We start from the raw sequence: 26,358 nt of genomic DNA, 5'->3' as shown, positions 1-26,358 counted from the left end.
GGCCCAATGAGGAGGCGCGCTTGACCCGCCAGTATGCAGCGTCGCGCGAGACGAAGGCCGGTGAGACGGCGCCCCGGCGCCGGCTGCTCCGCGCCTGTGCGGCGGCCGTGTTGGCAGCCGGCGTCAGCGCCTGTGCCGCGCTGGGCGGTGGAGGCTCGTCGGTCGAAGCGATCTACACCCTTGCCCCGCCGGCGGAGATAACGGGCCTCAACGGTCGCGTCGGATCCCAGCTCCTGGTCGCAACGCCGCTTGCCCTCGACGCGCTCAACACCAACCTGATCGCGGTTCGGCCGACCCCTGCCACCCTCTCCTACTATCCGAACGTCCAGTGGCCAGACCGGCTGCCGAACGTGTTCCAGTCGGTCCTGGCGGCCGCATTGGAGAACTCCGGGCGCGTAAAGGCCGTCGGGCTGCCCGGCCAGAGCCTGCTGATCAACTATCAGATCGTAACGGAGATCCGGGCGTTCCAGGCCGAGACCGCCGGCTCCGACCGCGCGCTCGTCACCATTTCCGCCAAGATCCTGGACGATCGCAATGGCCGGGTGGTCGCAAGCCGCGTCTTCACCGCCACCCAGCCGATGCGTGGCGACACCGTGCAAGCCGCCGTCGACGGCCTGGATCTCGCCAATCAGACGGTGGTCGAGGAGATGGTGCGCTGGATCGTCTCAACGATCCGCTAGAGAGCGTTTCCAGGCCAAGTGGGCACCGGTTGACCGTACGGAAACGCGTCGAAACAAGACCTTAGACCCGTTCCGCGATGCTGAGAAAAGCCGAACGGGTCGACGTCTTCCAGGCGTCTCCCCTGCCGGAATGCTTCGCTTGCTTCCCGGCTTTTGCAAGGCCTGCGCGCGACCGCGCCGGGCGATCGGCCGCCCTCGCGGAGCAGCGAGCTGGAGCGAGCGAAAAAACACGCGAAACCGGTTCCCACTTTCGCTGGCTTTGCTTAACGCTGATCCGATGCGTGGGCCTTAGCGAGTTCGGCGCTCAACAGCTCCGCGCTGTCGCCGGCCTCCATCAACGCCGCGCGGGCGCGCGTCATCGCCGCGATTGTCTGTTCGCTGGGCTTATCGCTGTCTTCGACTTTGATCTCCGCCAATGCGGCACTCGCTTCGCCGATCGACGCAGCGACCCGTTCGGCGTGGACGCGGTAGGGCGGTTCGGTGGCGTCCACCAGATCCACGGCCTGAAAGAACTGGCCCAGGCCGCGCACCTCCGCCTGCTGATAGAGCATGACGAGTTGGCTGCGATCGAATGGCCCGAGCGCGGCGCCAGCCGCCTGATCGGCGGTGAAGCGCTGGAGCCGATCTCCGGCCGCCCGGGTTCCCCGGACGAACGCCGCCAGGACTTCCTCAAGCGCGAGCTCGACTTTCGGATAGACCGGATTGTCGGGAGCCGGCGCGGCCAGCCAATCCCCGTAGCCGCCATCTTTTGCCCAATCGGAATCAAGCGCCGTCGCAATCGCCCGGACGTTGGCGGCGACCAGGCCGGCAAAGCGGCAGGTCTCGGCGAAGCGGTCGCTGCCGGGTTCCGCAGGCGCGGCCACCAGCAGGCGCTCGAAGGCCGGAAGCCCCTGGATCTGAGGCGGTTCCTGGGCAAGCGCACCGACATCCTCCGGCCCCGCTTGCGAGCCATCGCCCGCGACGATCGGCGGATTCTCCTCGCCATCCTTTTCCGGCGCGGGCGTGTTCAGACGCTCCAAACGACGGTTGATCCCGGCGGGACCGAAATCGATGAACGCCACCGCCCCCAACGCCTGAACGGTGCGGCGGAAGCTCTCATCGACGGCCGCACGCGTGGTGTCGGACGGGTTGGCGCAGTAGCGCACCGTCGCCGCCTGAAGCGAATTGGAGGCATCGGCAAGGGCGGCATAGCCGGGCCGGATATAGCCCTCCACCACGGCCGACAACGTGCTTTCCACGGGCCGATTGAGCTGGGCGGCGGCCGGCTCGACGCGCACCCCGGCCCCGACGACAACGCAAGCTGCCACCGCAATTGAGACGAGTGCGCGAGATAGACCACCCGAAGCCACGTTCTGCCCTTGTGCTCACAATCCGAACCAGTTCCCCCTTCTAGACGATATGCCCTTGGTCGGAGAAGCTGTGGATTGTCGTTAAGGGTCACAGAAACGGTCTGGGGCTGAGAAATCGCCTGTGGACGAATTTTCTATTGTCCCTCACCCCTTGCGCCATCGCCGCCGGCACCCTATACGAAGGACCTTCTCGGCTCGGGCGCATAGCTCAGTTGGTAGAGCAGCTGACTCTTAATCAGCGGGTCCACGGTTCGAGTCCGTGTGCGCCCACCATCCCTTCTCCAAGGGATCCGATGTCCGAGACCCTCCGACAAGCCTGCGCATAATGCGCAAACATCGCTGCGCAGTGCGCAAGGTCTGCGCACATCGCCACGGAGTGGTCCCGGCTTCCGCAAGCACAAATTGATCAATTTGATTTATTAACCGCTATTCGACCCACGCGCCAGTGGTCAGAGACCGGCAAGCCGCCATCCAGAATTTAGAAGGCCCTATGGTTGCCTGCGCAACCTTTGCGAGGCAGACCGCGAAACGTCGGACACAGGCAGTCCCTCTCGCCTTGACCAATCCGCCTCGCAGAGCGAGTGGACAGCGAGCGATCAGGTGTTGCGCCCTTCCCTCACGGCTTCGATGATCGCCCCCACAATCAACCAGACAAAGGGACTGTTCATGGGTGCCGCGCGCGACGAACGCCTTATCGACGTCCTCAATGGACCGAATCTCAATCTTCTCGGCCAACGCGAGCCGGAGATTTACGGCCATACGACCCTTGCCGACGTCGAAGTCAATTGCGCAAACGTGGCGGCCGAGTGCGGCCTGCAGCTCCGCTTTCGCCAGAGCAACGCGGAACACGAGCTGATTGAATGGATCCACGAAGCCCGCACCCAATCGGCCGGGCTGGTGATCAATCCGGGCGCCTATACCCACACGTCGATCGCGATCCTGGATGCGCTCAGCGCCTGCACCTTTCCCGTGTTCGAAGTGCACATTACCAACATCCACAAACGCGAGAGCTTCCGCCACCATTCCTATGTCTCGCTCAGGGCCGACGGCGTGATCGCCGGCTTCGGAACCGACGGCTACGAGTTTGCCATTCGCCGGCTTGCGAGCCTGCTCGCCAGCGAAGACAGGTCGGATCGTCCCTGAAGACGTACGTGCGGCACGCATAGAGGCCGTCTGCGAGCAAAACCGCACAGACGGCGCGCTTCCCCCAAAAAAATAGATCACGACGACCCCGCTTTTCGCTGCGCGAGATCATCGTGATCTATCTTCTGCAGTCCGGGCCAGCCGTTAAGGCATGTCCCGTTCAAATTGTTTCAATTCGACCGAAAAAGACTTTCTCAGCCTCTTGAATCCGCAGTCGCCTCTTCTTGATCGGATATTTCCATGTAAGCGAAAAGGCTCTAGGACCGCATCGACCCGGATCCTATCAATTCAAGTTCCTGTCTAAGGTCGTCGGACCAGATGCATAACCACCGAGACGACCAGCGCGATCAGGAAAATGAAGAACAATATCTGAGCTATGCTGGCTGACGCCCCTGCGATGCCGCCAAACCCCAGAACACCGGCGATGATCGCGACGACCAAAAAGATCAATGCCCATTGCAGCATCGCCCACTCCTTTCGTTGATTGCGATGTGGAAGTGCAACGCGCGACGCAGGGAAAAGGTTCTCTTGGAAATGACGTAAATGTGTTTCTTAACCACGTTTCGCATTACTGGTGCGCGGCGAGGCGGCGCCGTAAACGGTGAGGTCGGGTCAAACGCGCGAAAGCGGGTCCGGCGGAGCGGACGGGGCCGGTCGCGCCACCTCTTCGAAGAACAGCACCTGGCTGACCATCGCGCGCAGCGCATTGCGATCAAAGGGTTTGGAGAGCAGGAACGCCGGTTCCGGCTTGTCCCCGGTCAACAGACGCTGCGGAAACGCCGTGACGAAAATCACCGGGATCGAGAACTCCGCCAGAACCTCGTTCACCGCCTCCAGCCCCGAGCTGTCGTCGGCAAGCTGGATGTCGGCCAGGATCAGTCCGGGACCGGTCTTGCGGGCCAGCAAAACCGCCTCACGGTGCGTGGAAGCAACGCCGGAGATTTCGTGACCGAGCTCGCGCAGTTCGGTTTCCAGATCGAGCGCGATCAGCGGTTCGTCCTCGATGATGAGAACCAGGGTCGCGATGCGATCGGCGATCTCGGCCCCCGCCGCGGCAATCAACTCGTCGACGGTCGGCTGCGAACATCGCAGCATCTTCGCGATCTGCTCCCGCCGGAACCCCTCCAACGCCGACAGAAGAAAGGCCAGCCGAACCGGCTGGGACATCGCCTGCAGCGTGCGAACGTGGAGCAGGTCCGATGCGGCGTTGTTTTCCTGGTCGAGCGCACCGGCCCCGACAAGCTGAACGAAACAACCAAACAGCGAGGCGCGCGCGTCTTCACCTTGTGTCAACACGTGCGGGGTTTCGATGATGGTCTGAAGACAGCGCGACACCAACGCATCGCCTTGCGTCTGGCTGCCAGCCAACGCCCGAGCAAAACGGCGCAAAGCCGGCAACTGAAGTCGAACCTCAGCAGCGCTCGTCATCTCGTGCGGCTCTCGCATAACGGGTCAACGCAGGGCGGCATCCCAGGCAGGTTACAGGCCCAATGTGACGGAAATCTCAGGCACCGGAGTCAAGCGCAGGTCGTATGGAGCATGACACAGCTTAGCCGGATGCCGGGAACTATTACAGAGCCGCAACGTTGCATTTGCGAAACGCGGACAAATGCTTGAACGCGTGAGGAGAGAATGAAATTTGAGAAGGAGACTTCGACCGCTCTCCCCCAGGCCGAAGACGCGCGTGCGCTGACATTGGCGCCCCTGCGACCTGGCGATGTCAGCGACCACGTCTCGCTTGCACCGCACTTGACCGCACATATCGGGCGCACATTGCGCCGTGTCTACGAACCTCAGCTCGGCGAGCAAATGCCGGACGAGATCGAGTGCCTGATGGAGAAGCTTCACGCCCTGCCCGCACGATCGGATCCCAGATCGTGACGCAGATGGCGAGCTTGCACGGATCATAAGCGGCCGGAGCCGGAGACGGCTTCGGCCGTTTTCATGCGTGCGCGAGAGATCGATTGGCGCACAGTTCAGGCCTTCGAAGTCTGCGCACAGCGCTTCAAACACAGTTTACAGATAGGATTCGGGAATGAAGCGCTGGAACCGGGCGAAGCGACGCGCAGCCCCGAGCTTATAGGGAACGGCGAACCCGTTCCGCTCTCCCGGCGCGCACTCCAGATTGGCGAATGCGGTCCGACGCCAAAGCTCCAGCGCGGAAACCTCGCTTGCATCGGGCGCGCGAACGGCCGCGCCGAGATGTTCGGCGAACAAGCGATCCTGCAAGGCCGAAATGCGCGGATCGTCGCGCCAGTCCAGGGCCGCCTCGGTGTCCATCTTGAGGCTGCGCCCGTTGAGATTGGCCGATCCGACCAGGGCGCGGCGGCGATCGGCGATCATCACCTTGGCGTGCGGATAGATGATCCCGCTCCCGAAGGCTCTGGCGCGATGGTCGAGACCCGGCTCCGCCCGCGCGGCCCGCACCAGCGAGAACACGCCCACGCGCCGGCTGCCAAGGGCGATCAACCGGCGGAGCGCACGCACCTGGAGCCATTCGCCAAAGCGCATTTCGGGCCCGTGCTGACGCTCGAAGGCAACCGTATCGGGCGCCATCGGCAACAAGAGGACGACTTCCAACTCTTTTTCGCGTTGCATTTGCGCGCCGATGGCATCTGCGACGCGCCGCAAGCGGAAAAACTGATTCTCGATATAGAGAAGCAGTCGCGCCTCCCCGATCACATCCAGGACCGCCGCTTCGATTTCGGTGACGACCGGTATCGGTGTGACGGCGAAGGCGCCCGAACGCACGGCAGACAACGTCCGGCGCAATCGGATCGACGGGGTGCCACGATCGGGTTCGCCATCGCCAATGTCGGCCGGGGCCACCGGCGGCACCATCATGCGCGGAATCTGCTGATGATCGTAGCCCGGCGGCCGCTGCCAACCCGACACCTGCGCATCGCCGCCGTAGCGCGTGACCTCGCGATTCCACACATCGGCGAAATGTCGCTCGGCGTCGGCGGCCACCAGCCCATCCGCGAACAGGCTGACATCGTGCCAGGTCTGGTCGGACGGCCGATCGTGCCGCGCGTCGTCGTAGCGCCGCTCGTCCACGTCGATTCCGCCGATCACCGTCCGCTCGCCGTCGACCACCAAGAGCTTCTGGTGATGGCTTGCCGGCCACAGGCGGGCCGGCGGCACGAAGCGCGGGCGCTCGCCGAGCATGAAATGCGCAACGCCCGGCCAGTCCACCGCATCCGGCCTGGTCCCGACGAGACGCTTCAACTTTTGCCGAAATGCCGGCCACAACCCCGTCCGCACGCCGAAGCCCAGCTCGCCTTCGTGTAAGGCGACCAGCAAGTCGATCTCGCCCGGCGCATCGGGCGGCAACCGATCGGCATAGGCCATAATGCGGCGCGCGTTGCGCCATGCCAGGCGATGAAGATCGTGCGCCATCACCGGTTCAAAATCGGCAAGGAGGATGCGAAGGTGAACGCCCCGCATGGCGGCGTCGACGAACACTTCCCCCCAGGACGAAAGCCCGCGCTCGCTCGCCGCTTCCGAGTGAGTCTTGGTATCGGGATCGAGAATGCGAAAGGCCAGCGACGCGGTGTTATGGGCGCCGAGGATCAGCGTCTCCATGACCGGAAAGGCGGAACTTGCCTCAACCAGCGAGACGACCTCGCCGGCGCGGCGGGGCGGAAAATAGGGTGAGAAGGCCGGCCATTTCGGGCCCGACCCGCCTTTCGCCGACACCGGATCCGAGCTCACCTCTTCGAGCCGCGTCTTCAGCATTGCCGTATCCAGCCAGTCATCCGCCCTCAGACAAAGAGGTCCCATCGAGACACAGGCGAACAATCGGCATCACCTGATGCTCTCGTTTTCCCTATCGCGCCGATCTTTGCGAAAATCGGTGCCCATTTTTCGTCCGGAACGCCCAGATTTACGAGGCCATGACCTAAGCAAACACCGGCCGCGGATCCTCGTCGCCGGCGTCCTGCGCCCTGATCTGGGCCAACGGAATGCGGAATACCCCCTTCAGGCCGTCCGAGGCGAAATCGAGGCGAACCTCCGCACCGAGCGAGCGCGCCACGTTGCGCTCGATCACGATCCGCCCGAAGCCGCGTCGCTTCGGCTCAATCACGGGCGGTCCGCCCTCCTCCGTCCACTTGAGCTCCAGGATCCCTTCGCGCGGATCGATGGTCCATTCCACCCGCACCTTGCCCGTCTCGTTGGACAAGGCGCCATATTTCGCCGCGTTGGTCGCAAGTTCGTGCAGCGCGAGGCTGAGCGTCTGCATAGCATCCGGCGAGAGCCGAACCTCCGGACCCTCCACCACCAGCCGGCCGCCATCCTCCGGCACGTAGTGGCCGAGCTGGCCGTCGACCACATCGGCCAGGCTCGCGCCGCTCCAGTTGCCAGCCACCAGCAGATCCTGCGCACCGGCAAGCGCGCGCACCCGTTCACCGAACTTCTCCAGGAATTCCTTCACCGAATCGGCCTGCTGCGCCGTCTGGCGGGCGATCGCCTGAACTACGGCGAGAAGGTTCTTGGACCGGTGGCTGAGCTCGCGCATCACCAGCCGCATGCGCTGCTCGTGATCCTTTCGTTCGGTGATGTCGACGGCGGCGCAGATGACGCCGCGCAGCTCGCCGTCCGGCGCGAAATCCGGCTCCACGGTCAATATATACCAGACATAGTGGTCGCCGAGCTGAACGCGGATTTCCGACGACTGGGCCTCTCCGCTGTCCATGGCCGCCTGTTTCAGAGACACGATCTGCGACCGCTCGGGCTCGCGATACATGTCCGCGTCGGTCTTGCCGATCGCGGGCCCGCCGAAGTCGGCCGACCAGTTCGACCACGTGTAGCGAAGATCCCGGTCCTGGCTGAACACCAGGATTTCACTGGACCGCAGAGCAAGATTGAAGCGCTGCACCGTCGCCGACAGCCGCCGGCTCAAATCGGCCCGCATCGCCTCCAGCCGTTTCGACCGCGTGATGTCGATCGCAGTCCCCACCACACCGTCGACCTCGCCCTGGTCGTTGTGGGCGGGCGTGACATTGACGCGGAACCAGGAAGTGGCGGTGCCGTCGGGAATTTCGACCTCGAAGGTCTCCGCCTCGCCGGTCTTGAGGATGCGCTGCTTGTGGTCGGTCACGGTCTGCGCCGCCTCGCCGGAGACGAGATCGACGTCGCGCTTGCCGACCATCTCATCGATCTCCAGGCCGAGGCTGGGATTGTGAACCCAGGTGTAGCGCAGGTCCTGGTCCTGGGCGAACACCGTAATCTGAGCCCCGCTGGTCGCCACGTCGTAGAGCTGTTTGATGCGATCGAGCTCGCGCGTGCGATCGGCCACATCGCGCTCCAAATTGGCACGCACCGCCTCAAGCTCCTCATAGGCCTTCCGGCGCGCGTCCACCTCCTCCAGAAGTTGCTTGTTCATCCGCTCGACCTGGCTGATCGACGGAAGACGCGACAGAGCCGGCAGCAGCCGCCACACCACGACCGCCGTCATGATGGAGACGATGGCCGTGGCGATCTTCGCCAACGCGTGCAGGCCGTAGATGGGATACCAAAGGGTCAGCAGGCTGCCGATATGGGTGATGCCACAGGCAAGAATGAACGCCGAAAACAGCACCACCACATGGCCGACATCGCCGGTGAGGTCGCCGCGGCGGCGCGCCAACACGATGATGGCAAGCGGGATAGCAAAATAGGCCAACGCGATCGCCCCATCGGAAACCGCGTGCATGATGAGGAGATCCGGTCGCCACAAGAGGCAATAGCCATGCGGCATGTAGCTCGCCTGGCCGAAGAGATATTGGAACAACGCTTCCATATGTTGCCTCTGTGCCGTTCGGCTTCATTTTTCTCGCTGCTCGAAAAGAGCAGATTTCAAGCAAACCGTGCGCCGGATCGTCGAGAGCCTTTTCCGCTCGGATGGAGGCATCTGAGCGATAAGAAACGGCACCAGATTCAATAACTTGAGCAAGTCCTTATCGTTCAAATCGATTCAATTTGGACGGGACATACTCTAGCCGGCTCCGCAACGGCCACACCTGAAACCTGATTCTCGGCAGACCCCAGCCACAATCGGCGGGTTGGGAGTCTGGAGCAACCCGCCGCTCTCCTAGGTCATGGACTCATAAATGCGGACATTCCGGGCGGAGGCGATTTGGTTGACTGCACCGATCGGCCGGCGTTCGGCGGATACCGAATGCGGACGGGTCGATCGGACGGAGGAAAGGCCCCGCCAGTCGCGGATCTTCTGGCATCTCTTTGCCATTTCAGGCGCCGGAACAGTCGCATTTATAAGTCCATGACCTAGTGCGCCGGCATCCCGACCGGGCGAGACGAAAAAGGATGCATATCAACGAGGAAATGGCCGGCGCGTTTCAGCCAGGAGAAGAAAACCGCGCTTTGCCCCCAAGGCAGCGCCGTCCGAGGTTCAGGCGCGAACACGGACCGCCAGCACTTCGAGGGATGGGAATCAGGCCATCAATCCAAGGCGCTGCAACGCACCCCGCATGGCGTCTGAACTGAAAGGCAGCTTGAGCGGCTCGCCGGACGACGGCGAACGTGTCTCGACGGGTTCAAAGCGCAGGACCGGAATGGCCAGCTTGTCCAGCATCGTTTCCAGATTGGACCGCGTCGCCGAAGGCGACAGCGCCACGACGGCAAGGTTCGCTCCGCCAGTCATGATCGCCGCGACCGCATCGTCGGCGCTTCGGGCGAGCATCACCGTCCACCCAAGATCCGCCTCACGTACGAACCCGTCGAGCTGAAGCGCGAGCGCTTCGTTTTCAACGGCAAAAAGGACGACACTCGACAGATCCGTCACACCACTTGCTTCCTTCGAGCGAACCACCGCCGCTGCACCCATGGGGACGCGGGGTAAAAAGGGGTCGACCACGTCGATCGACGAGTGGATAATGCCACGGCCTCGGGGGACGGTCTTTTAACAATCACACCACTGCGGCGAGAAAGAGATGCGAACCGAAGGAACGACCTCCCCGACACGGTCGTCCGGGTATCGAACCCCCTGCACTGCCTGCCCCTTGCGCAATCTCAACTGCTTCCGAGACTTCGGGCAGAACGAGCTCGCGTTCGTGAACGACTTCAAGCGCGGCGAGTTGGCCGTCGATCCGGGCGCGGTAATCGTTCAGGAGGGCACGGCTAGCCCGCACCTCTACACCGTGCTCGACGGCTGGGCCTTCCGCTACAAGACGCTGCCCGACGGCCGGCGTCAGATCCTGAACTATGCCCTACCCGGCGATTTTATCGGGCTGCAAACCTCCGTCTTCGACCTGATGGACCACGGGGTCGAGGCGCTGACGTCGATGGTGCTGTGCCTGTTCCCTCGCGACGAATTGATGACGCTGTTCGAGCGTCAGCCATCGCTCGCCTATGATGTGACCTGGCTCTCGGCACACCAGGAGCGGCTCCTGGACGCGCAACTTCTGACGGTTGGTCGGCGCAACGCCTTGGAGCGGGCCGCCTTCGTCGTCTGGCACCTGTTTCACCGCGCACGTCAGCTCGGGCGGGCGGACAAAGGACGGATCGCGTTCCCGATCACCCAGCAACATCTTGCCGATACGCTCGGCCTGTCGCTGGTCCACACCAACAAGACCCTGAAACGGCTCAGGATGAGCGACACCATTCGCTGGAGCGAGCGCTGGCTGGAAGTCCACGACGAGGAGCGGCTGATGGCGCTAGCCAAGGTCGAGGCGCTCGAGGACCGACCGCGACCGCTTCTTTAAATAAAAATTGGCGCACCGGCCTCGCCGGTGCGCCCTCTCATCTCTCGAATATCGGTCAGATATGTCGCGTCTTAGCGCTTCGCCGTTATCCGGTTTCCACTTGGCCTAGAAACGCTCTGGACCCGTTCCGCTATTCTCGGAATCGCAGAATGGGTCTCAGTTAGTGTTTCGACGCGTTCCCGGACGGCCAACCGGTTTCCACTTGGCCTGGAAACGCTCTAATGCCGCTGCAGCCAGTCGTCGATCTGGCGCTCGGCATCTTCCTTGGCCAGGCCGTAGCGCTCTTGAATGCGCCCGGCCAGCCGATCACGGTTGCCGTCAACCACGGCAACGTCGTCGTTGGTGAGCTTGCCCCACTCCTGCTGCACCTTGCCGGACACCTGCTTCCACTGACCTTGAATCTGATCCCAATTCATCTTCATCCTTTCCGCGCGTCGAAAAGCTCCGAAGCAGCTTTTGACACTGCGCTTTGTTGAATTGATTTGGCTCGTTTCTTCGACCTCTTCGTATTTTCGAGGTCTCGACACCAAAACGCTTCGCCTCGTGCCGAAGTTCCCACCTTCACCTGAAGAAAAACGCTCTCAGGAGCGCAGCGCGCCGAGCGTATCGGCCACGTGCGCCTTGCGTTCGCCCATCGGCCGATCCGGACCGATGGTGGTATCGCGGGCGGTCTGGTGTTCCAGCTCCGAATTGAGCTCGGCTCCAGCCAGGAAGATATAGACGGCGGCGTAGATCCACAGCATCAGGCCGATCGCGGCGCCCAACGAACCGTAGGTCGCCGTGTAGTCGGCAAACCGGGACAGATAGTAGGACAGCCCCAACGCAACCGCGATCCAGACCGACGCGAACACCACCGACCCGACCGAAATCCAGCGCCAGCGGGCATCCCTCCGGCTGGGCCCGATGCGGTAGAGGACCGAGGCAGCCGCGGCCATCAGAAGGAAGAACAACGGCGCCATGGCCAGTCGCATGATCAGCTCGACGCCCTGCCCGATCCCGAGCGCCAGCAGCACGACGGGCATGACGACGATGCCGTTCACCACCAGGATCGAACAGACGATGATGCCGATGGTGACGGCGAACCCCGTCGCATAGAGGCGCAGGAGCGAACGCGTTTCGCTTTCCCCGTAGGCGACGTTCAGGGCCTTGAAGACGGCAAGAACGGCGGTGTTCACACTCCAAAGCGCCAGGCCGATGGATATCAGCGCGGCAAAGCCGAGACTGCCGCCGCGCACCGTGGTGATCCGCTCCAACTCGGAGGAGATCAGGCCAAGCGCTTCTTGCGGCAGATAGCCGGACATCCATTTGAGCTGTTCCTGCAAGGTCGAGGCATCGGTCAGGAGACCGTAGATCGAGACCAGGGCGACAATGGCGGGAAACAGGCCCAGGATGGCGTAGAAGGTAACACCGGCCGCGATCAGGCCGAGCTGGTCCTCCACGATTCGCCGGTAGACCCGCCAAACGACATCCAACAGCCCCCGGGCGGGAATGGCATTCGGCCACCGCGCGCTTCGGCCCCGCCCCGATGCAAGATCGCTTTCGTCCACATCCTGCATGCTGGTGGAGCCGGTCACCCGCTCGCGCGCCCGCAACGCCTCTTCGTCGCTGTCTTCTTCCGCCATCAATCGTCTCCCCAATGCGGATGCCGCCATGGTGTCTCAACCGCCGGCGGCGCCGGTCGTTCCCGGTTAACATCCCAGCCGACGGGAACCGACACACCGACTGGGATGTTCATGTGCCATATCGCCGATCGATTCGGAGGTGCCCCATGGCCAAGTCACATGGCAGACAGGTGAAGAACGACGCGCTCTATGAGGAGTTGCGCAAACAGGGAAACAGCAAGGAGAAGGCCGCACGCATCGCCAATGCCAAAGCGGCCGGCGACAAGCCCTCCAAAAAGGGCGGAAAAGCCCCGCCCTACGAGGAGTGGAGCAAGTCAGATCTTTACGAACGCGCCAAGGAAATCGGGATCGAGGGGCGCTCGTCCATGAACAAGGGCGACCTGATCTCGGCTCTGCGCTCTCATTGAGACCAAAAGGCCCGGACGTCGGTCGCGACCGACGTCCGGGGCAAGGATTTACGCCGCCCGGCGCTCGTGGCGTCCTTCCTGAACCTCTTCGATGATCTTGCCGACGAAGGCCTCCAGATCACCTGGATTGCGGGACGTGATGATTCCCTCCGAGACGACCACCGGCTCGTCCTTCCAGAGGGCGCCGGCATTCTCCATGTCCTTGCGAATGGACTTGTAGGAGGTCATTTCGCGGCCGCGAACGGCATCCGCCTCGATCAGAAGCCACGGGGCGTGGCAGATCGCGGCCACCGGCTTGCCCGCCGACAGGAACACCCGCAAAAGCGCCATCGCGTCGCCATCGACGCGCAACAGATCCGGGTTGATCTGCCCGCCCGGCAGAACCAGCGCGTTGTAGGCGGCCGGATCGACATTCGCGATTTTCAGGTCGGCGGGGACCTCGCGGCCCCAATCGCTCTTGTCCCATCCCTTGATCGGACCGCCATCGGGCGTGGCGACGTGTACCGTGGCGCCGGTTTCTTTCAGCTTGTGCAGCGGCACTTCGAGTTCCGACTGCTCGAAACCGTGGGTCGCCATGATGAGGATCTGCGTATCGGTGATGTTGGGCATGGTCTTATCCTCCTGCTGAGACGCCGGACCGCCTTAAGCGTCCGGCCGATTTTTTCCCCAGCCGGTCAGCTCGCCAACGTTGGAGCCGAACCGATCGTTCCGAGAGGAGGAGACGCAATGCGACGTTGAACATTTTGCCGCCGAGCGCGTTGATTCGCGTTCACAGGCCATGAGAGGAGGACAGGAGATGGCGCCATCGCGTCCGGTGTGGAGCGGACAGATCCGGCTCGCCCTGGTGTCCGTTCCGGTGAAGCTCTACAGCGCCACGCGCTCGGGGGCGAAGCTCGCTTTTCACCAGATCCACGAGCCGAGCGGCAAGCGCGTGCGCCACGAGAAAGTCGTTCCCGGTATCGGTCCGGTCGACCGCGACGACATCGTCAAAGGCTATGAGGTGGAGAAGGGCAACTATGTTCTCGTGACAGACGAGGACATCGACGAAATCAAGATCGAGGCAAAAAAGACGCTGGAGCTCGTCCAGTTCGTCGAGGCGTGCGAGATCGATCCGATCTATTTCGACCGGCCCTATTATGTCGTGCCCGACGACGAGCTTGCCGAAGACGCGTTCCGCGTCCTGCGCGACGCCTTGCGCGAAACCGGCAAAGTGGGGCTCGGACAATTCGTCATGCGCGGGCGCGAATATGTCGGCGCGCTGAAGCCGTGCGGGTCGGGACTGATGATCGAGACGCTGCGCTTCTCCGACGAGTTGCACCGCGCTTCGCCCTATTTCGCCGGGTTGAGCAACGAAAAGCCAGATCAGGAGTTGGTGTCGATCGCCGAGGAGCTGATCGACTGCAAGACCGGCCCTTTCGAAGCGGACGCCTTCAAGGACCGTTACAATGAGGCGCTGCGTGCGTTGGTGGAGCGCAAGGCGCAAGGGCGCAAGCCTTCGGTGGCCGTGGACGAAGACACCGCGGAGGGCAGCAATGTGGTCGATTTGATGGCCGCGCTGAAAAAGAGCCTCGGCGACGACAAAGCGTCCAACTCAAAATCGCGCACCCGGAAGTCCTCCGGCAAAGGGGCCTCGACGTCCTCTCGCAAGAGCCAGCAGACCTCCAAGAGCAACCGCTCGACAAGCACGAAAGGGCGCGCGCGCAAAGGCACCTCGAAGGCGGCTTAGATCATGGCCGATCTCGCCACGTACCGGACCAAACGCGACTTTACCAAGACCCAGGAGCCTGACGGCGACATCGCCAAGGCCGAGGCCGACGGCTTTTTCGTCGTCCAGAAGCACGATGCGAGCCGGCTCCACTACGATTTCCGCCTCGCGATCGGCGGTGTGCTGGCAAGCTGGGCGGTCACGCGCGGGCCAAGCCTCGATCCGTCTGACAAGCGGCTTGCGGTCCGGACCGAGGATCACCCGATCGACTATGCCGATTTCGAAGGCATTATCCCGAAGGACGAATATGGTGGTGGCACCGTCATGGTGTGGGATCGCGGGCCGTTCGTTGCCGAAGGCGATCCCGCCGAAGGCCTGAAAGAAGGCAAACTCAGCCTGATTCTGGACGGCACCCGCCTCAAGGGTGGATTTTCTCTGGTGCGTATGAAGCCCCGCGACAAGCGCGACCGCGGGCGGGAAAACTGGCTTCTGATCAAGAAAGACGATGCAGCGGCCGAAGAAACCGGCGATGTGCGCGACGCGGAGGTGAGCGTCCAGACCGGTCGAACCATGCAGGAGATCGCACAGGATAAGCCGGCGAAGACATCCCACCCGAAGAAAGGCGCAAAAACCACCGCCAAAGGAGCCACGTCGGGCACGCGCTCGCGTGCGAAAGACACAAAAGCCGCCGCCAAATCGTCCCGGCTCCCCGCTTTCCGTCGCCCGCAACTCGCCACCCTGGTAGACGATCCGCCCGAGGACGGGGGCTGGATTTTCGAGACCAAATTCGACGGCTACCGGATCCTGACCGCCTGCGATGGCGACCAGGTCGTTTGCTACACCCGCTCCGGCAAGGACTGGACGGCGAAATTCGGCCCGATCCCCGACGTGCTCCGGCGGCTGAAGCTCAAGGGTGCCCTGCTGGACGGCGAGGTGATCGTCACAGGCAAGGATGGCCGCAGCGACTTTTCCGCCCTACAAAACGCGCTGAAATCCGACCAAAGCGCCCTCTCCTATGTTGTGTTCGACATTCTGGCGTCCGACGGCGAAGACCTGACAGAAAGGCCGCTGACCAGGCGCAAAACGGTTCTGAACCGCATCCTGAAGCGCGCAAAGGCGCCAATCCACGTTTCCACCGCGATCGAGGGAGACGGCGACCGGATTGTCCGGCTGGCGTGCCGACGCGGTTTCGAAGGGATCGTCGCCAAGCGCGCAAAGGCGGCCTACCGTGCGCAACGCAGCCGCGACTGGCTGAAGATCAAGTGCATCAAGCGCCAGGAATTCGTGATCGGCGGCTGGTCACCGTCATCGACAAAGCGCCCCTTTGCCTCGCTCTTGCTCGGCGTCTACGAGGGCGAAAAACTGCGCTATGCTGGCCGGGTCGGCGCCGGGTTCGATGATGATCAGCTGCAAGAGATTGCGGACAAGCTGAAGCGGCGCGCGCGCAAGACACCGCCCTTCGCGGATGTGCCGGCGGAGATCGCGCGGCGGGCCAAGTGGGTGCGGCCGGATCTCGTCGCCGAAGTGCGCTTTGCGGAAATGACACGGGACGGCGCGGTGCGCCATGCGGTGTTCGAGGGGCTACGCGGCGACAAGCCAGCACACGACATCGTGGCCGAACGCCCTCTCCCGCTCAAGGCGGGCAAAAGCACCGCCAAATCGACGGCGAACCGGGAAAAGACGATGAGCGAAACCGACAGCGAGACCACGGTTGCCGGCGTTCGGCTGACCCACCCCGACCGGGTGCTGTTTCCCCAGATGGACGTCACCAAGACGGCGCTCGCCTCCTATTTCGACGCAATCGCCGACGTCATGCTGCCCGAGCTTGCCGACCGGCCCGTGAGCCTGGTGCGCTGTCCGGAAGGCCGGCAGAAATCGTGTTTTTTCCAGAAACATGCGGGCGCCGGCCTGCCCGACGCCTTCACAACCAAGCCCATCGCGGAGCGCTCCGGCGCCACAAAGGATTATCTGTTCGTCGCGGACCGGAAAGCGCTGGTCTCCTGCGCCCAGGTCGGCGCCTTGGAGCTCCACATCTGGGGCAGCCGGTTCGACCGGCTGGAAAAGCCGGATCGAATGGTGTTCGATCTCGATCCCGGCGATAGTGTGGCCTTCGCCGACGTGCGCCGGGCCGCCTTCGATCTCGCCGAGGTGCTACGGTCCGCCGGGCTTGCAAGCTACCCGCTTCTGACCGGCGGCAAGGGCATCCACCTAGTGCTCACCTTGGAGCGCCGCCAAAACTGGAGCGAAGTCACCGGCTTTGCCCGCGCTTTTGCCGCCAAGATGGAGGCGCTCGATCCGGATCGGTTCGTCGCCGCCATGGCGAAGCGCAAGCGCTCCGGACGGATCTTCATCGACCATTTCCGCAATCAGTTCGGCTCAACCGCGATCGCGCCCTTCTCGCCCCGCGCCCGCGAAGGCGCACCGGTCGCCGTGCCGGTCGGTTGGGACCAGTTGGAGACGATCAAGTCTGCCGCGACCTTCAGCCTCAAGACCGACGTGGCCGATATTGCTTCCCAAGCCAACGCCTGGCCCGGCGAGGCGGATCGCCGTGTGCGGCTGTCGGCAACGGCCGTCGAAACGCTAGGTCTCACCATCGAGACCGACTGACGCGCCGATGATTGGTCGGTAGATCCTCACACAGGGCACTCAGAATGGGCCGCTCGCCGTACGAGCCTATTGCGCTCGATCCTGGCGGGCGTGGTCATGGTGATCGTGGTCATGTCCGTGCGCCCCTTGATCGCCCTCCGGCTCTGCCGCGCAGGCATCCGTCTCGGCCAGGGTTTCCCGCCCAGGGGCTTCCAGTTCGACCGTGGCATGGCCAACACCGAATTTGTCGGCAAGACGCGCCCGGATTCCGGCGGTCGCCATCGCCGCATCGACCTCCTCGGCGATGACAGCGTGCAGCGTGACCAGGGCGCGTTCTTCCGAAAGCGACCAGATGTGGATGTGATGAACCTTTTCCACACCGGGCACCATGGCCTGCAAATCCTCCGCGATCGCGTCCGGATCGACGCCCTGGGGCGCACCCTCCAACAGGATATGGCTCGATTCCCTGAGCAACCGGATGGTCGTGCGAAGGATCAGCGCGCTCACCACCATCGACAGGATCGGGTCGATCGCCATCCAGCCGGTGAACAGGATCACGCCGCCGGCAATGATCGCCGCCACCGATCCGAGCAGATCGGAAAGCACGTGCAGCACGGCAGCCCGGATGTTGAGGCTCTCCTTGTTCCCGCCGGAGAGCACCAAGAAGGAGGCGATATTCACCAGCAGGCCGAGCCAGGCCACGATCAGAAGCGGGATCGACCCGACCGTCTGCGGATTGACCAGCCGTTCCACCGCTTCGACCACGATCCAGGCGGTCAGCAGCAGAAGCACGATGCCGTTGGCGAACGCGACCAGCACCGGCATCCGGTGGCGTCCGAAGGTGAGCTCCGGAGTGGCCGGCTTGCGGGCCTGGCGGAACGCCCACCAGGCGAGCCCCAGCGCGACCGCATCCGTCAACATGTGCGCGGCGTCGGCCAGCAGTGTCAGCGAATTCGCAATGATGCCGCCGGCCGCCTCGGCGACCATAAAGCTTCCGGTCAGGATCGCAGCGATCGCCGTCGCGCGCTCGTTCTCGGAGGCGTGGCTGTGCGAGTGGCCGTGGGAATGGCCATGTCCGTGCGAATGTGACGCCATCCGTCCTTCCGATCGCTCTCTAAGACAAACGGATCTCTACGGGATTTGGTTCACCTTCACAACCGACCTGCGATCGACTTTTACTTTTTTCATAGCCTGACGATGAAACCGGAATATCAAGAACTACTCTACCTCAGCAGGACAGCCTCGTAATTTTATAACATCACTAAGAATCCGAGCACTCTCACTGGCCAATTCTATTCGCGCCAGCCGAACGCAAACGGACGGAACTGCAGCGGCAATGGGGCAAGGAGATGAAGCCGTCGGCGACGAAGTCGATGATGGTCCCCGCTCGACCGAAGGGCGGCGACTCGGTCATACTTCGCGTCCCCGACAAGATCCTGGGAGGAGGGTCTTCGATGTCCTCGCCATCGCCGATCGTCGGCCTGCTGCTCGCCGGGCTTCTGGGCTTTGCGGGCCCTGCGCTCGCCCAGGATCTGGTCGACCGTCCGGTCCCTGCCGCCAAGCCGGACCCGGCTGCCCCGATCGCGGCCGAGATTGTCGAGCTGGCGGCACTTCCGATTCCAACCCCTCTTCCCCGTCCGTCGGTTCCGGACGGCTATCAGGTGCCTCCGCCCGACCTCTCGCTCCCCGCGCGCTACCTGTTCGGCGGGCGGGCCGAGCCCGCTCCGCTGGAGGCCCGATCGATCGGCTCCTATGCGCGCGGTTGTCTCGCCGGTGCGGTTCCTCTGCCTGTCGACGGCGCGACCTGGCAGGTCATGCGGCTGTCGCGCAACCGCAATTGGGGCCATCCGGAACTGATCGCCTTTCTAGAGCGCTTGGCCGCCGATGCGCCGGATCTCGGCTGGAACGGGCTTCTGGTCGGCGACATGGCCCAGCCGCGCGGCGGGCCGATGGTCACCGGCCACGCCAGCCACCAGATCGGCCTCGACGCCGACATCTGGCTGACCCCGATGCCGGACCACACGCTTTCCCGCGACGAGCGCGAGCAGATGAGCGCGGTCTCCATGCTGAAGGACGCCGGCATGACCGTCGATCCGGCAATCTGGACCGACAGCCGCGCCCGCCTGATCAAGCGCGCCGCCTCAGATCCCGAGGTCGAACGCATCTTTGTGCATCCGGCGATCAAGAAGGCCTTGTGCGACTTTGCCGGCGACACGGAAGCGAACGCCGACTGGCTGAGCCATGTCCGCCCCTGGTACGGCCATCATTATCATTTCCATGTCCGGCTAAAATGCCCGGAGGACCAGCGCGGCTGCAAGAACCAGGCGCCTCCGCCGCCGCGCTCCGGCTGTGGCGCCGATCTGGCCTGGTGGTTCACCGACGAACCCTACAAGCCGAAGCCGGGCACGCCCGGCAAACGGCGCGAGACCCTGCTCACCGACCTGCCCGCAGCTTGCCGCACCGTGCTTCTGGCGGATTGACTCTTCGACCCGTTCCGCTTTTCACAAAATCTCCGGAACGGTTCTAACTCTTTGTTTTAAAGCATTTCCGGGCAGCCAACCGGCTTCCGCGCGGCCGGGAAACGCTCTATTGGAGGACCGATGCCGGCGCCCGACCGCGCGCCGGCCAGATCGCCTCGATCTCGGCGCGAACGTCGCCAGGCGCTGGCGCATAGATCTTGTCCCCAAGTCTCAGCGCCTTGTCCTGCAGCTTGGCCCGCCGAACGTCGATCAGATCGTGAATCCGGTCGGCACTGGCCCCCTCGCCTGCCAGCAGCGGATCGTCGAGCAGCTTGGCTTGCAGAACCGCATGATCGTTCTCCAAGCCAAGCGTTTCGCCCAGCTTATCGAGCCGCTTCACGCCCTTCTTGCGCACCAGGTCGCATTCGCTCTCCGCCATCTGGCTGAGATGCCAATGATGCTTCACACGCTTGCGCCATTCATGAAACGGATGCTCGCCATGGTGGGCGCGAGCCGCGTCCATCGCCTTGCGAGCCGCCTTGTAGGCGTGCGCGAGCTCGTGGGCGAACAAGCCGGCGGGATCGTCCGGATCGGGCAGCGCCTGGGTTTCGGCCTCCGCAGCGCGAAGGCGGTCGACCACGGCCGCAATCGGCGTCTCCTCGGCGTGGGCGCGTTCGGCTTCGGCCAAGAGCGCAGCGCGGAGAGCCGAAAGCGCAGGCTGCACCCGCTCCGGCGCATGCTCAGCCAGCTTGGCGCAGGTCACCGCCATGACGTCGAGATCGCGCGTTCCGGAAAGCGCCGCCGCCGCATCCCGCAGCACGATTCGGCGCCGGTCGTAGTCGTCCCCGAGCACGGGCCGCAGAATCCGCAGCATGGAGCGGGCGTGCTTTAGCCTGCGCCGGGCCACATGCACGCAGGCTTCGCGCTCGAGCTCCTCGTCCTCCAGCGCCTTGCGCGCCGCGGCGAGATCGGCCGCAAGCACACGCTTTGCATCGAGGGAGCCTCCGGTCGCCCGGCTCGTCTTGTTCGCCATCGCCGCCCCGCTTCCCCGTTCGCCCCAAATATCCCCCGCCCCGCCACTACGGCGGCCAACCGCACTCACCATGCAAGCTGCCATGCGACGCGGATATGACGGCGGAACCTTTGTGCGATCAGCGACTTACGAGGCCGCGGCGTCGACACCGGTCCCGACGGGGCAACTCACACCCGTGCCGCCGAGGCCGCAATAGCCATTGGGCACTTTGTGCAGATATTGCTGGTGGTAATCCTCGGCGAAATAAAACGGCCGCTCACCTAGGATTTCCGTGGTGATGCGCCCCAGGCCACGGGCGGCAAGCGCCTTGTTGTAGGCCGTACGCGAGGTCTCGGCCTTGGCCCGCCGCTCTTCGTCGGCCACGAAGATCGCGGAACGATATTGCGTGCCGACGTCGTTGCCCTGGCGCATGCCCTGGGTCGGATCGTGACCTTCCCAAAAGATCTGAAGCAGCCGATCGAACGAGATCTTGGCCGGATCGTAAACGATCAGCACCCCTTCGGTGTGGCCCGTCAAGCCGCTGCACACCTCGTTGTAGGTGGGGTTCGGCGTTTCCCCGCCGATATAGCCGACGGCGGTCACCAGCACGCCTTCGGTCTGCCAGAACAGGCGTTCGGCGCCCCAGAAGCAGCCCATGGCGAAGACCACCTGTTCGGAGCCCTCCGGATAAGGTCCCTTCAGCGGCACACCGGACACCGCGTGCGTCTCAGCGGTCAAAATCGGATCGGCGCGTCCGGGAAGCGCTTCGCCCGGCCCCGGCACCGTCATCTTCTTGGTCAGCATGTTGAGGAGTGACATCGCTCCGCTCCCTTGTTGTCGCGCGCAGGCGGGCTCGCCGGCGCGACCATGGCATGTAACCCTACTTGGAGCGCCAAATCACGCGCGCAAGCACCAGAAACACGATCCCGAACCCGCCAAGCACCAGCCATCCGGGTGCAAGCAGCAACATTTGGATATAGGGATCCCAAAGCGTGGGGCTGAGATAGCGCTGAACGACAGCCTGGGCCAGGTTGAGACTGCCCTTGTCGAGCGAAAACCAAAGCTCGCCAAGCGAGGTGGAGGCCGGCTTGTCGATCTGGACGCTCATGTAGATGTCGTAGCCGGCGGCGGCCAGCCCAAGCAGGAACAGGACCGTCCCCACGATCCTGAAGGGCAGGCTGATGATCCATCGAACGGCGCGCATGGGATCTCCTGGCAGGCGCGGACTCAGGCAGGGCGAGGATCGGCTTTATGGGCGAAATCGCAACCAAACAAATTGTCAAAGCGCTTCCCCGCCGACCGATCTATCAGTTGCGCTCGGCGATGCCTATTCGGCGGCCGGCCGGATGCTGGTTTCTGGCTTTGATCGTGCAGTTCGTCCAGTCCGGCCCCGTCGCCCACCGGCCTTTGGCCATATGGGCCCATATCGCTTGGACGCCTTGCCGCCCCCTACTCTCTTAGGACACGCACTTTCCCCTGATCTTCACGTCGAGATTGGCGAAAGCGTTGCGTTCCCTCTTGAACCGGACAAGCCGGATCGGCTAGACCCTGCACTCCCGGTCGGGGACGGTCGTTGGTTTGGAACCATCGACCGGCTTGCGGCGCGCGATGACCCCGTGGTCCAGCGTGGCGGGGCCGGTTCGCTCGCCGAGCGCGTTCCGGCTCGATGGCAGCGTTCCGAGCGAGGCGCCAGTCTCGCGCAAGCGCCGGTCGGGAATGAGAGTAGGCTGGCAGACCTTCCCGCAAGCGCGGGAAATGCCGGCTCCGGACCCGCCGACGAGTGCGGCGGCACCGGTGATAAGGATGGGTGGCCGAGTGGTCGAAGGCGCACGCCTGGAACGCGTGTAGGCGGGCAACCGTCTCGTGGGTTCGAATCCCACCCCATCCGCCATTTCTCCCATCTAATTTTATGATTTTAAAAGATAATTTGGAATTCTAGGTCACATCACCCACAAGCGATCCACAAAAACTCTTGGGTTGATCGAGCGCTTGAGGGTTCTGTTTGGCCAGGCCAACAGGCGTTCGTCTTCCGCCTTTGGTCTGCAGAACACACAACAACCGACTGTGTCCCCTTTTGATAGCCAGTTGCGTTCCAGAGCATTTTGACAGTCGAACGGGCTTCGACTGAGGCTCGATCGGACCTAGAATGCGATGAGGGTGACGAGCGCGACGGCGGAGCCTGTCGCATCACATCCCTTGTCCGCAATCAGGTGCCGGACGGGCCGCGTCGAGCAGTTCGTCGACCATGACGGGATCTTGATGGTCTGACCGCCACGTGGCGGGCCGATGGCCTGCGCTTGTGCCCCTTTTTCCGCCGTAGGCCGCACGATGGGCTTTCACATGGGTCGAGTCCACCGAGGCGGAGAGTTCAAGAACACCCTTCGCCACCAGGGCCTCGAGGATGTTGGTCCACACCCGACGCCGCACAAGGATAAAGCGCGGCGGTCGGGAGTCACGCTCGTGAAGCCGCCCGACTGGGAACACGAAGCAACTCCAGTTCGTGGCAGAAGCACCATCTCAATTACAGCGGACAGTGATCTGATCCTGAGGAAACGCGCCGCTGAAGTCGAAGGCGTCCGGTGCGTCGCTAACCTTCGGCACGCAGTCTCCCGTGTCCCCGCGGACCAGCACCGGCTGCTGCTCTGTCGGTTCCGGGAGAACGACGAAATCGGGGTCCTTGATTTCCAGACGGACGTGCGCGGGTGAGATCGGTGACGGCAGCACCATCGTGAAGGCGAAGGTGACCACGCCGCGTGCCAGGGTCGCCGTGAAGTTGGACGGCACAAGGTCCTCGACCCTCTCGGGCCCCGACCAGAGATAGGTGAAGTAGTCGGCATCGGCGAGGTTGGCGAGAACGGTATCCCCCATCTTGCTCGATTCCTCCGTATCGAATTTGCCGTCATGGTTGGTGTCGAAGGTGTCGAGAAGAGTCTGGCTGAAGGTCTGGTCGAACGTCCAGGATTCGCCGATGGCGTCGATCTTGTGGTTCTGGAAGTTCAGGAGCACCCGATAGTTCATCAGGATGTTCGGATGCGCTTCAACGCGACCGATCGGGATGAGGAAGACGAGCGCGACAAGCCATTTCCAAGGCAGTTGACGCCAGGAGCAGCGCTCGTCTGTCTTTCTTGACCACATGTCGGGGTACCTCATGGTTCGCGAAGTCCGTCGGCTCCCAGGTCGAGCGGATCGCGGCGAGGCGGAGCAAGATCCGGAAATGCGTCTTCCGGCGGCGGCACCGGGAGAGCCTCCGTCGGTTGCGCCGGCGGCAATTCGGGAAGCGGCGGCCGTGCAAGCAGCGCCGCCCCACCGAACAGCACGCCGATCGCGACAAGCCAGCTTCCGAGGATCCGGGCCGGGATCGAGAACCAAGGCCGCCGGAAACCGCGCACGGTGAGGCCGACGGCGACGAGCGTCCACACCGCGACGACGACGCCTGTGACGAAGATGGCCGGATCGTGCAGCGTCGGATCGGTGATCTTGGTCGCCACGGCCAAAACAGCGCCGGCGATAAGAGCGGCCAAGGGCAACAGCCATTGCCGGATCGCGGAGGGAGCCAGCAGAACCAGCCCCGCTGCGACGCTTGAAATCGGAAAGGTGAAGAAGAGGTGGCTTTCAGCACCCGGAAGCGCGCCGAGCGTGGCCAGCAGCAAGGCAAGCTCAAGCGACCCGAGCAGGACACCAGCCGAAAAGACCGCCAATCCGGCGAGGGCGAAAGAGGCCGGTACCAAGGCAGACGCCGCCGCAAGCCCGATGAGCGGCAGCAGGCGCGCGGGGGCGGCCGCATCGCTCACTATCCATCCCGCGATCACGCCCCTGTCCGCGGGGTCGCGCAGGATCAGAATGATGAGAATGCCCACGCCCGCAACGACGAGCGCCGGACCGCTCCACCGTGCGACAGTCACGCGCGACCGATGGTTTTCGTTACGCGACGAGATAGTAGAGGCCTCCGATCGCAATTACGCCCCCCAAGGCTTGGCACAGACGACCGCCAAGCGGCCGATTGAGCACCAGACCGACGCCAATGCCGCACAGGTGGATAAGGCCGGTCGCGACCACGAAGCCGATCGCGTAGTCGGCGGGATCGGCGGCATAGGGAAGCTCCGCCCCGTGGGCATAGCCGTGGCAGATGGCGAACACGCTGACGAACAGCAGAGCAATCCACTCGGCCGGATGCCAGGCAATCAGGACGGCGAGCCCAAGCGCGATGATCGAAACGGCGATCCCGACTTCGACGAACGGCAGCGGAACGCCGACAATGCCGAGGATACCGCCGACGACCATGATCAGGGGAAAGGTGACTGGAAGGCTCCAGACGGGCCGCCCGCCCATCTGTGCGCCCCACAGCCCGACGGCAAACATCGCAAGGAAATGGTCCGGTCCCGTCAGCGGGTGTTCGAATCCGCTTCCGAAACCGCCCTGCGCGCCGCGGATGATGTGGGCGCTCGCAGCATCGGGGATGAGGCAAAGGAGGCCGCCAAGCGCCAGGGCGAATGCTCCCGAGGCGCACATGTGGTCAAAACGGGTCATCGGTTTCCGTTTCTTGATGTCAAAAAAGCAAAGAGGCCCGACCACCTCCGAAAACAGTGGTAGCCGAGCCTCTCTCAGTTGGCATGTTACAATGTTGCAATCCGAGGCCTCGCACCCCCGCCTGCCGCGACGGCCCCCGGCTCGAGGAACCCGGGGCCAAGGCCGTGGATCAGCTGCCGCTGAGCGCGCCGAGCAGTTGCTTGGAGTTGTAGTCGAACATGTCGACATAGGTCGGGGCGGGACCGTCCGGGCCCGACAGGGCGTCGGAATAGAGTTCGCCGCCGACCTTGGCGCCGGTCTCCCGGGTGATCTGCTCGATGACACGGTTGTCGCTGATATTCTCGACAAACACGGCCGCGATCTGTTCATCGCGGATCTGATCGATGATCGCGGCGATGTCGGCGGCCGACGGCTCCGCCTCGGTGCTGATGCCCTCCGGCGCGATGAACTCCACGCCGTAGGCCTTGCCGAAATACTGGAAGGCGTCGTGGGAGGTGACGACCTTTCGGTGGCCCTCCGGCAGCGCCCCGAATTCCTTTTTCAGCTTCGCGTTAAGGACTTCGAGCTGCCCCACGTAGGCCTCCGCCCGCTGCTCGTAGCTGTCCGCATGGGCCGGGTCGGCCGCGGCAAGCGCCTGAGCGATGTTGTTGGCGTAGATCACGCCGTTGCCGAGGCTTTGCCAGGCATGCGGATCGTAGTCGCCGTGATGGTGATGCCCGTCTTCGGCGTGCTCTTCGTGATCGTGGTCATGGTCCGCGTGATCATGATCGTGCTCGTCGTGATCATGGTCGTGGCCCTCTTCCGGTTCGGCCCACGTCAGGGGATCGACGCCTTTGCTGGCGGTCACCTTGGTGCCGGAAAATTCCGAAGCCTCCACCAGCCGCGGAAGCCAGCCTTCGAAGTCGAGGCCGTTGACCACGAGGACGTCCGCCCGGGACAGCGCCTTGGCGTCGGCAGGCGTCGGCTCGTAGACGTGGGCATCGCCGTTGGGACCGACCAGGGTGGTGACCGACACGGCATCGCCGCCGATCTGGTGGACCATGTCTCCCAGGATCGAGAAGCTTGCGACGACGTCGAGCTTGTCCTGGGCGACGGCACCGCCGGTGAGCGACACGGTCAGCGCAAGCGCGGACGCAGCGCCGACGAACATGCGGCGTGACAACAT

At 63.6% G+C, this 26,358-nt stretch carries 25 protein-coding genes, 2 tRNA genes and 1 pseudogene; 10 read left to right on the top strand and 18 right to left on the bottom strand.

The window, feature by feature from the left end:
- Positions 1–20 precede the first annotated feature (20 nt).
- Complete coding sequence (locus HNS03_RS02965) at positions 21–680, top strand: ABC-type transport auxiliary lipoprotein family protein (protein ID WP_367192961.1); 660 nt, start codon at positions 21–23, stop codon at positions 678–680.
- Between the two features lie 263 nt (positions 681–943).
- On the opposite strand, the gene HNS03_RS02960 is transcribed toward HNS03_RS02965, so the two are convergent.
- Positions 944–1,957, bottom strand: coding sequence for an imelysin family protein (locus HNS03_RS02960; RefSeq protein WP_367192959.1), 1,014 nt, complete (start codon positions 1,955–1,957; stop codon positions 944–946).
- Between the two features lie 269 nt (positions 1,958–2,226).
- Here HNS03_RS02960 and HNS03_RS02955 point away from each other — a divergent pair.
- Both HNS03_RS02955 and aroQ read left to right on the top strand, forming a co-directional pair.
- A tRNA-Lys gene (locus HNS03_RS02955) sits at positions 2,227–2,302 on the top strand.
- Between the two features lie 393 nt (positions 2,303–2,695).
- Entirely contained in the window at positions 2,696–3,172 is a 477-nt protein-coding gene (aroQ, locus tag HNS03_RS02950) for a type II 3-dehydroquinate dehydratase (protein WP_367193276.1), read from the top strand.
- Positions 3,173–3,472: 300 nt separating this feature from the next.
- Here the strand turns inward: aroQ and HNS03_RS02945 are convergent, their stop codons facing one another.
- A complete protein-coding gene (locus HNS03_RS02945) occupies positions 3,473–3,637 on the bottom strand; it encodes a DUF1328 domain-containing protein (RefSeq protein ID WP_367192957.1) in 165 nt (54 codons plus the stop codon).
- A gap of 147 nt (positions 3,638–3,784) precedes the next feature.
- Positions 3,785–4,600 carry a response regulator gene (locus HNS03_RS02940; RefSeq protein WP_367192956.1) on the bottom strand — a complete coding sequence of 272 codons (816 nt, stop codon included), beginning with the start codon at positions 4,598–4,600 and terminating at the stop codon, positions 3,785–3,787.
- Between the two features lie 204 nt (positions 4,601–4,804).
- Between HNS03_RS02940 and HNS03_RS02935 the strand changes: the two genes are divergently transcribed.
- Complete coding sequence (locus HNS03_RS02935; protein WP_367192955.1) at positions 4,805–5,053, top strand: hypothetical protein; 249 nt, start codon at positions 4,805–4,807, stop codon at positions 5,051–5,053.
- Between the two features lie 135 nt (positions 5,054–5,188).
- Here the strand turns inward: HNS03_RS02935 and HNS03_RS02930 are convergent, their stop codons facing one another.
- The 3 genes from HNS03_RS02930 to HNS03_RS02920 form a co-directional block, all read right to left on the bottom strand.
- Positions 5,189–6,910: a phospholipase D family protein gene (locus HNS03_RS02930; RefSeq protein ID WP_367192953.1), complete on the bottom strand. Its 1,722-nt coding sequence runs from the start codon at positions 6,908–6,910 to the stop codon at positions 5,189–5,191.
- A 163-nt stretch (positions 6,911–7,073) separates the two neighbouring features.
- Positions 7,074–8,954, bottom strand: coding sequence for a sensor histidine kinase (locus tag HNS03_RS02925; RefSeq protein ID WP_367192952.1), 1,881 nt, complete (start codon positions 8,952–8,954; stop codon positions 7,074–7,076).
- A 651-nt stretch (positions 8,955–9,605) separates the two neighbouring features.
- Positions 9,606–9,998 carry a hypothetical protein gene (locus HNS03_RS02920; protein ID WP_367192950.1) on the bottom strand — a complete coding sequence of 131 codons (393 nt, stop codon included), beginning with the start codon at positions 9,996–9,998 and terminating at the stop codon, positions 9,606–9,608.
- A 106-nt stretch (positions 9,999–10,104) separates the two neighbouring features.
- Between HNS03_RS02920 and HNS03_RS02915 the strand changes: the two genes are divergently transcribed.
- Positions 10,105–10,875: a Crp/Fnr family transcriptional regulator gene (locus HNS03_RS02915; RefSeq protein WP_367192949.1), complete on the top strand. Its 771-nt coding sequence runs from the start codon at positions 10,105–10,107 to the stop codon at positions 10,873–10,875.
- 218 nt (positions 10,876–11,093) lie between these two features.
- Here the strand turns inward: HNS03_RS02915 and HNS03_RS02910 are convergent, their stop codons facing one another.
- Together HNS03_RS02910 and HNS03_RS02905 are read right to left on the bottom strand one after the other, a co-directional pair.
- On the bottom strand, positions 11,094–11,291 hold the full coding sequence (locus HNS03_RS02910; protein ID WP_367192948.1) for a CsbD family protein: 198 nt from the start codon (positions 11,289–11,291) through the stop codon (positions 11,094–11,096).
- A gap of 165 nt (positions 11,292–11,456) precedes the next feature.
- Positions 11,457–12,497 carry a YihY/virulence factor BrkB family protein gene (locus tag HNS03_RS02905; protein WP_367192947.1) on the bottom strand — a complete coding sequence of 347 codons (1,041 nt, stop codon included), beginning with the start codon at positions 12,495–12,497 and terminating at the stop codon, positions 11,457–11,459.
- A 146-nt stretch (positions 12,498–12,643) separates the two neighbouring features.
- Between HNS03_RS02905 and HNS03_RS02900 the strand changes: the two genes are divergently transcribed.
- Positions 12,644–12,904, top strand: coding sequence for a Rho termination factor N-terminal domain-containing protein (locus tag HNS03_RS02900; RefSeq protein WP_367192946.1), 261 nt, complete (start codon positions 12,644–12,646; stop codon positions 12,902–12,904).
- Between the two features lie 48 nt (positions 12,905–12,952).
- Here HNS03_RS02900 and HNS03_RS02895 read toward each other — a convergent pair whose 3' ends face one another.
- Positions 12,953–13,513: a type 1 glutamine amidotransferase domain-containing protein gene (locus HNS03_RS02895; protein ID WP_367192945.1), complete on the bottom strand. Its 561-nt coding sequence runs from the start codon at positions 13,511–13,513 to the stop codon at positions 12,953–12,955.
- A 187-nt stretch (positions 13,514–13,700) separates the two neighbouring features.
- On the opposite strand from HNS03_RS02895, the gene HNS03_RS02890 reads away from it, so the two are divergent.
- Positions 13,701–14,630, top strand: coding sequence for a Ku protein (locus tag HNS03_RS02890; protein WP_367192944.1), 930 nt, complete (start codon positions 13,701–13,703; stop codon positions 14,628–14,630).
- A 3-nt stretch (positions 14,631–14,633) separates the two neighbouring features.
- Positions 14,634–17,216 (top strand): DNA ligase D, encoded by a 2,583-nt coding sequence (gene ligD / locus HNS03_RS02885; RefSeq protein WP_367192943.1) that lies wholly within the window; start codon positions 14,634–14,636, stop codon positions 17,214–17,216.
- A gap of 66 nt (positions 17,217–17,282) precedes the next feature.
- On the opposite strand, the gene HNS03_RS02880 is transcribed toward ligD, so the two are convergent.
- Positions 17,283–18,290 carry a cation diffusion facilitator family transporter gene (locus HNS03_RS02880; RefSeq protein ID WP_367192941.1) on the bottom strand — a complete coding sequence of 336 codons (1,008 nt, stop codon included), beginning with the start codon at positions 18,288–18,290 and terminating at the stop codon, positions 17,283–17,285.
- A 359-nt stretch (positions 18,291–18,649) separates the two neighbouring features.
- Between HNS03_RS02880 and mepA the strand changes: the two genes are divergently transcribed.
- Positions 18,650–19,675 carry a penicillin-insensitive murein endopeptidase gene (mepA, locus tag HNS03_RS02875; protein WP_367192940.1) on the top strand — a complete coding sequence of 342 codons (1,026 nt, stop codon included), beginning with the start codon at positions 18,650–18,652 and terminating at the stop codon, positions 19,673–19,675.
- A 106-nt stretch (positions 19,676–19,781) separates the two neighbouring features.
- On the opposite strand, the gene HNS03_RS02870 is transcribed toward mepA, so the two are convergent.
- From HNS03_RS02870 to HNS03_RS02860, 3 genes are all read right to left on the bottom strand, one after another.
- Positions 19,782–20,687, bottom strand: coding sequence for a CHAD domain-containing protein (locus tag HNS03_RS02870; protein WP_367192939.1), 906 nt, complete (start codon positions 20,685–20,687; stop codon positions 19,782–19,784).
- Positions 20,688–20,813: 126 nt separating this feature from the next.
- Positions 20,814–21,485, bottom strand: a complete 672-nt coding sequence (gene msrA / locus HNS03_RS02865; RefSeq protein ID WP_367192938.1) for a peptide-methionine (S)-S-oxide reductase MsrA — start codon at positions 21,483–21,485, stop codon at positions 20,814–20,816.
- Between the two features lie 61 nt (positions 21,486–21,546).
- A complete protein-coding gene (locus HNS03_RS02860) occupies positions 21,547–21,870 on the bottom strand; it encodes a hypothetical protein (protein ID WP_367192937.1) in 324 nt (107 codons plus the stop codon).
- A gap of 597 nt (positions 21,871–22,467) precedes the next feature.
- Here HNS03_RS02860 and HNS03_RS02855 point away from each other — a divergent pair.
- Positions 22,468–22,557 (top strand) — tRNA-Ser (locus tag HNS03_RS02855).
- A 361-nt stretch (positions 22,558–22,918) separates the two neighbouring features.
- Here the strand turns inward: HNS03_RS02855 and HNS03_RS02850 are convergent.
- From HNS03_RS02850 to HNS03_RS02830, 5 genes and pseudogenes are all read right to left on the bottom strand, one after another.
- A pseudogene (locus HNS03_RS02850) lies at positions 22,919–23,030 on the bottom strand (IS5/IS1182 family transposase); the annotation flags it as partial.
- 153 nt (positions 23,031–23,183) lie between these two features.
- The gene (locus HNS03_RS02845; protein WP_367192935.1) at positions 23,184–23,816 is read right to left on the bottom strand and encodes a DUF1007 family protein; all 633 of its coding nucleotides are present in this window, start codon (positions 23,814–23,816) and stop codon (positions 23,184–23,186) included.
- Positions 23,813–24,568, bottom strand: a complete 756-nt coding sequence (locus tag HNS03_RS02840) for a hypothetical protein (protein WP_367192934.1) — start codon at positions 24,566–24,568, stop codon at positions 23,813–23,815. The genes HNS03_RS02845 and HNS03_RS02840 overlap by 4 nt, the downstream gene beginning before the upstream one ends.
- A 19-nt stretch (positions 24,569–24,587) precedes the next feature.
- Positions 24,588–25,193 (bottom strand): HupE/UreJ family protein, encoded by a 606-nt coding sequence (locus tag HNS03_RS02835; protein ID WP_367192932.1) that lies wholly within the window; start codon positions 25,191–25,193, stop codon positions 24,588–24,590.
- Positions 25,194–25,362: 169 nt separating this feature from the next.
- Positions 25,363–26,358 carry a metal ABC transporter substrate-binding protein gene (locus HNS03_RS02830; RefSeq protein ID WP_367192930.1) on the bottom strand — a complete coding sequence of 332 codons (996 nt, stop codon included), beginning with the start codon at positions 26,356–26,358 and terminating at the stop codon, positions 25,363–25,365.

The sequence above is a fragment of the Amorphus sp. 3PC139-8 genome (assembly GCF_040750475.1).
GTDB lineage: Bacteria > Pseudomonadota > Alphaproteobacteria > Rhizobiales > Amorphaceae > Amorphus.
Note: the sequence above shows the minus strand (reverse complement) of the source record. Positions and strands in the feature narration are given on the sequence as shown.

What these genes read in the sequence shown, in the direction of transcription:
- aroQ (WP_367193276.1), top strand. Translation starts at nt 2,696, where the DNA reads ATGGGTGCCGCGCGCGACGAACGCCTTATCGACGTCCTCAATGGACCG.
- HNS03_RS02945 (WP_367192957.1), bottom strand. Translation starts at nt 3,637, where the DNA reads ATGCTGCAATGGGCATTGATCTTTTTGGTCGTCGCGATCATCGCCGGT.
- HNS03_RS02940 (WP_367192956.1), bottom strand. Translation starts at nt 4,600, where the DNA reads ATGACGAGCGCTGCTGAGGTTCGACTTCAGTTGCCGGCTTTGCGCCGT.
- HNS03_RS02935 (WP_367192955.1), top strand. Translation starts at nt 4,805, where the DNA reads ATGAAATTTGAGAAGGAGACTTCGACCGCTCTCCCCCAGGCCGAAGAC.
- HNS03_RS02930 (WP_367192953.1), bottom strand. Translation starts at nt 6,910, where the DNA reads ATGCTGAAGACGCGGCTCGAAGAGGTGAGCTCGGATCCGGTGTCGGCG.
- HNS03_RS02925 (WP_367192952.1), bottom strand. Translation starts at nt 8,954, where the DNA reads ATGGAAGCGTTGTTCCAATATCTCTTCGGCCAGGCGAGCTACATGCCG.
- HNS03_RS02920 (WP_367192950.1), bottom strand. Translation starts at nt 9,998, where the DNA reads ATGGGTGCAGCGGCGGTGGTTCGCTCGAAGGAAGCAAGTGGTGTGACG.
- HNS03_RS02915 (WP_367192949.1), top strand. Translation starts at nt 10,105, where the DNA reads ATGCGAACCGAAGGAACGACCTCCCCGACACGGTCGTCCGGGTATCGA.
- HNS03_RS02910 (WP_367192948.1), bottom strand. Translation starts at nt 11,291, where the DNA reads ATGAATTGGGATCAGATTCAAGGTCAGTGGAAGCAGGTGTCCGGCAAG.
- HNS03_RS02905 (WP_367192947.1), bottom strand. Translation starts at nt 12,497, where the DNA reads ATGGCGGAAGAAGACAGCGACGAAGAGGCGTTGCGGGCGCGCGAGCGG.
- HNS03_RS02900 (WP_367192946.1), top strand. Translation starts at nt 12,644, where the DNA reads ATGGCCAAGTCACATGGCAGACAGGTGAAGAACGACGCGCTCTATGAG.
- HNS03_RS02895 (WP_367192945.1), bottom strand. Translation starts at nt 13,513, where the DNA reads ATGCCCAACATCACCGATACGCAGATCCTCATCATGGCGACCCACGGT.
- HNS03_RS02890 (WP_367192944.1), top strand. Translation starts at nt 13,701, where the DNA reads ATGGCGCCATCGCGTCCGGTGTGGAGCGGACAGATCCGGCTCGCCCTG.
- ligD (WP_367192943.1), top strand. Translation starts at nt 14,634, where the DNA reads ATGGCCGATCTCGCCACGTACCGGACCAAACGCGACTTTACCAAGACC.
- HNS03_RS02880 (WP_367192941.1), bottom strand. Translation starts at nt 18,290, where the DNA reads ATGGCGTCACATTCGCACGGACATGGCCATTCCCACGGCCACTCGCAC.
- mepA (WP_367192940.1), top strand. Translation starts at nt 18,650, where the DNA reads ATGTCCTCGCCATCGCCGATCGTCGGCCTGCTGCTCGCCGGGCTTCTG.
- HNS03_RS02870 (WP_367192939.1), bottom strand. Translation starts at nt 20,687, where the DNA reads ATGGCGAACAAGACGAGCCGGGCGACCGGAGGCTCCCTCGATGCAAAG.
- msrA (WP_367192938.1), bottom strand. Translation starts at nt 21,485, where the DNA reads ATGTCACTCCTCAACATGCTGACCAAGAAGATGACGGTGCCGGGGCCG.
- HNS03_RS02860 (WP_367192937.1), bottom strand. Translation starts at nt 21,870, where the DNA reads ATGCGCGCCGTTCGATGGATCATCAGCCTGCCCTTCAGGATCGTGGGG.
- HNS03_RS02845 (WP_367192935.1), bottom strand. Translation starts at nt 23,816, where the DNA reads ATGAGGTACCCCGACATGTGGTCAAGAAAGACAGACGAGCGCTGCTCC.
- HNS03_RS02835 (WP_367192932.1), bottom strand. Translation starts at nt 25,193, where the DNA reads ATGACCCGTTTTGACCACATGTGCGCCTCGGGAGCATTCGCCCTGGCG.
- HNS03_RS02830 (WP_367192930.1), bottom strand. Translation starts at nt 26,358, where the DNA reads ATGTTGTCACGCCGCATGTTCGTCGGCGCTGCGTCCGCGCTTGCGCTG.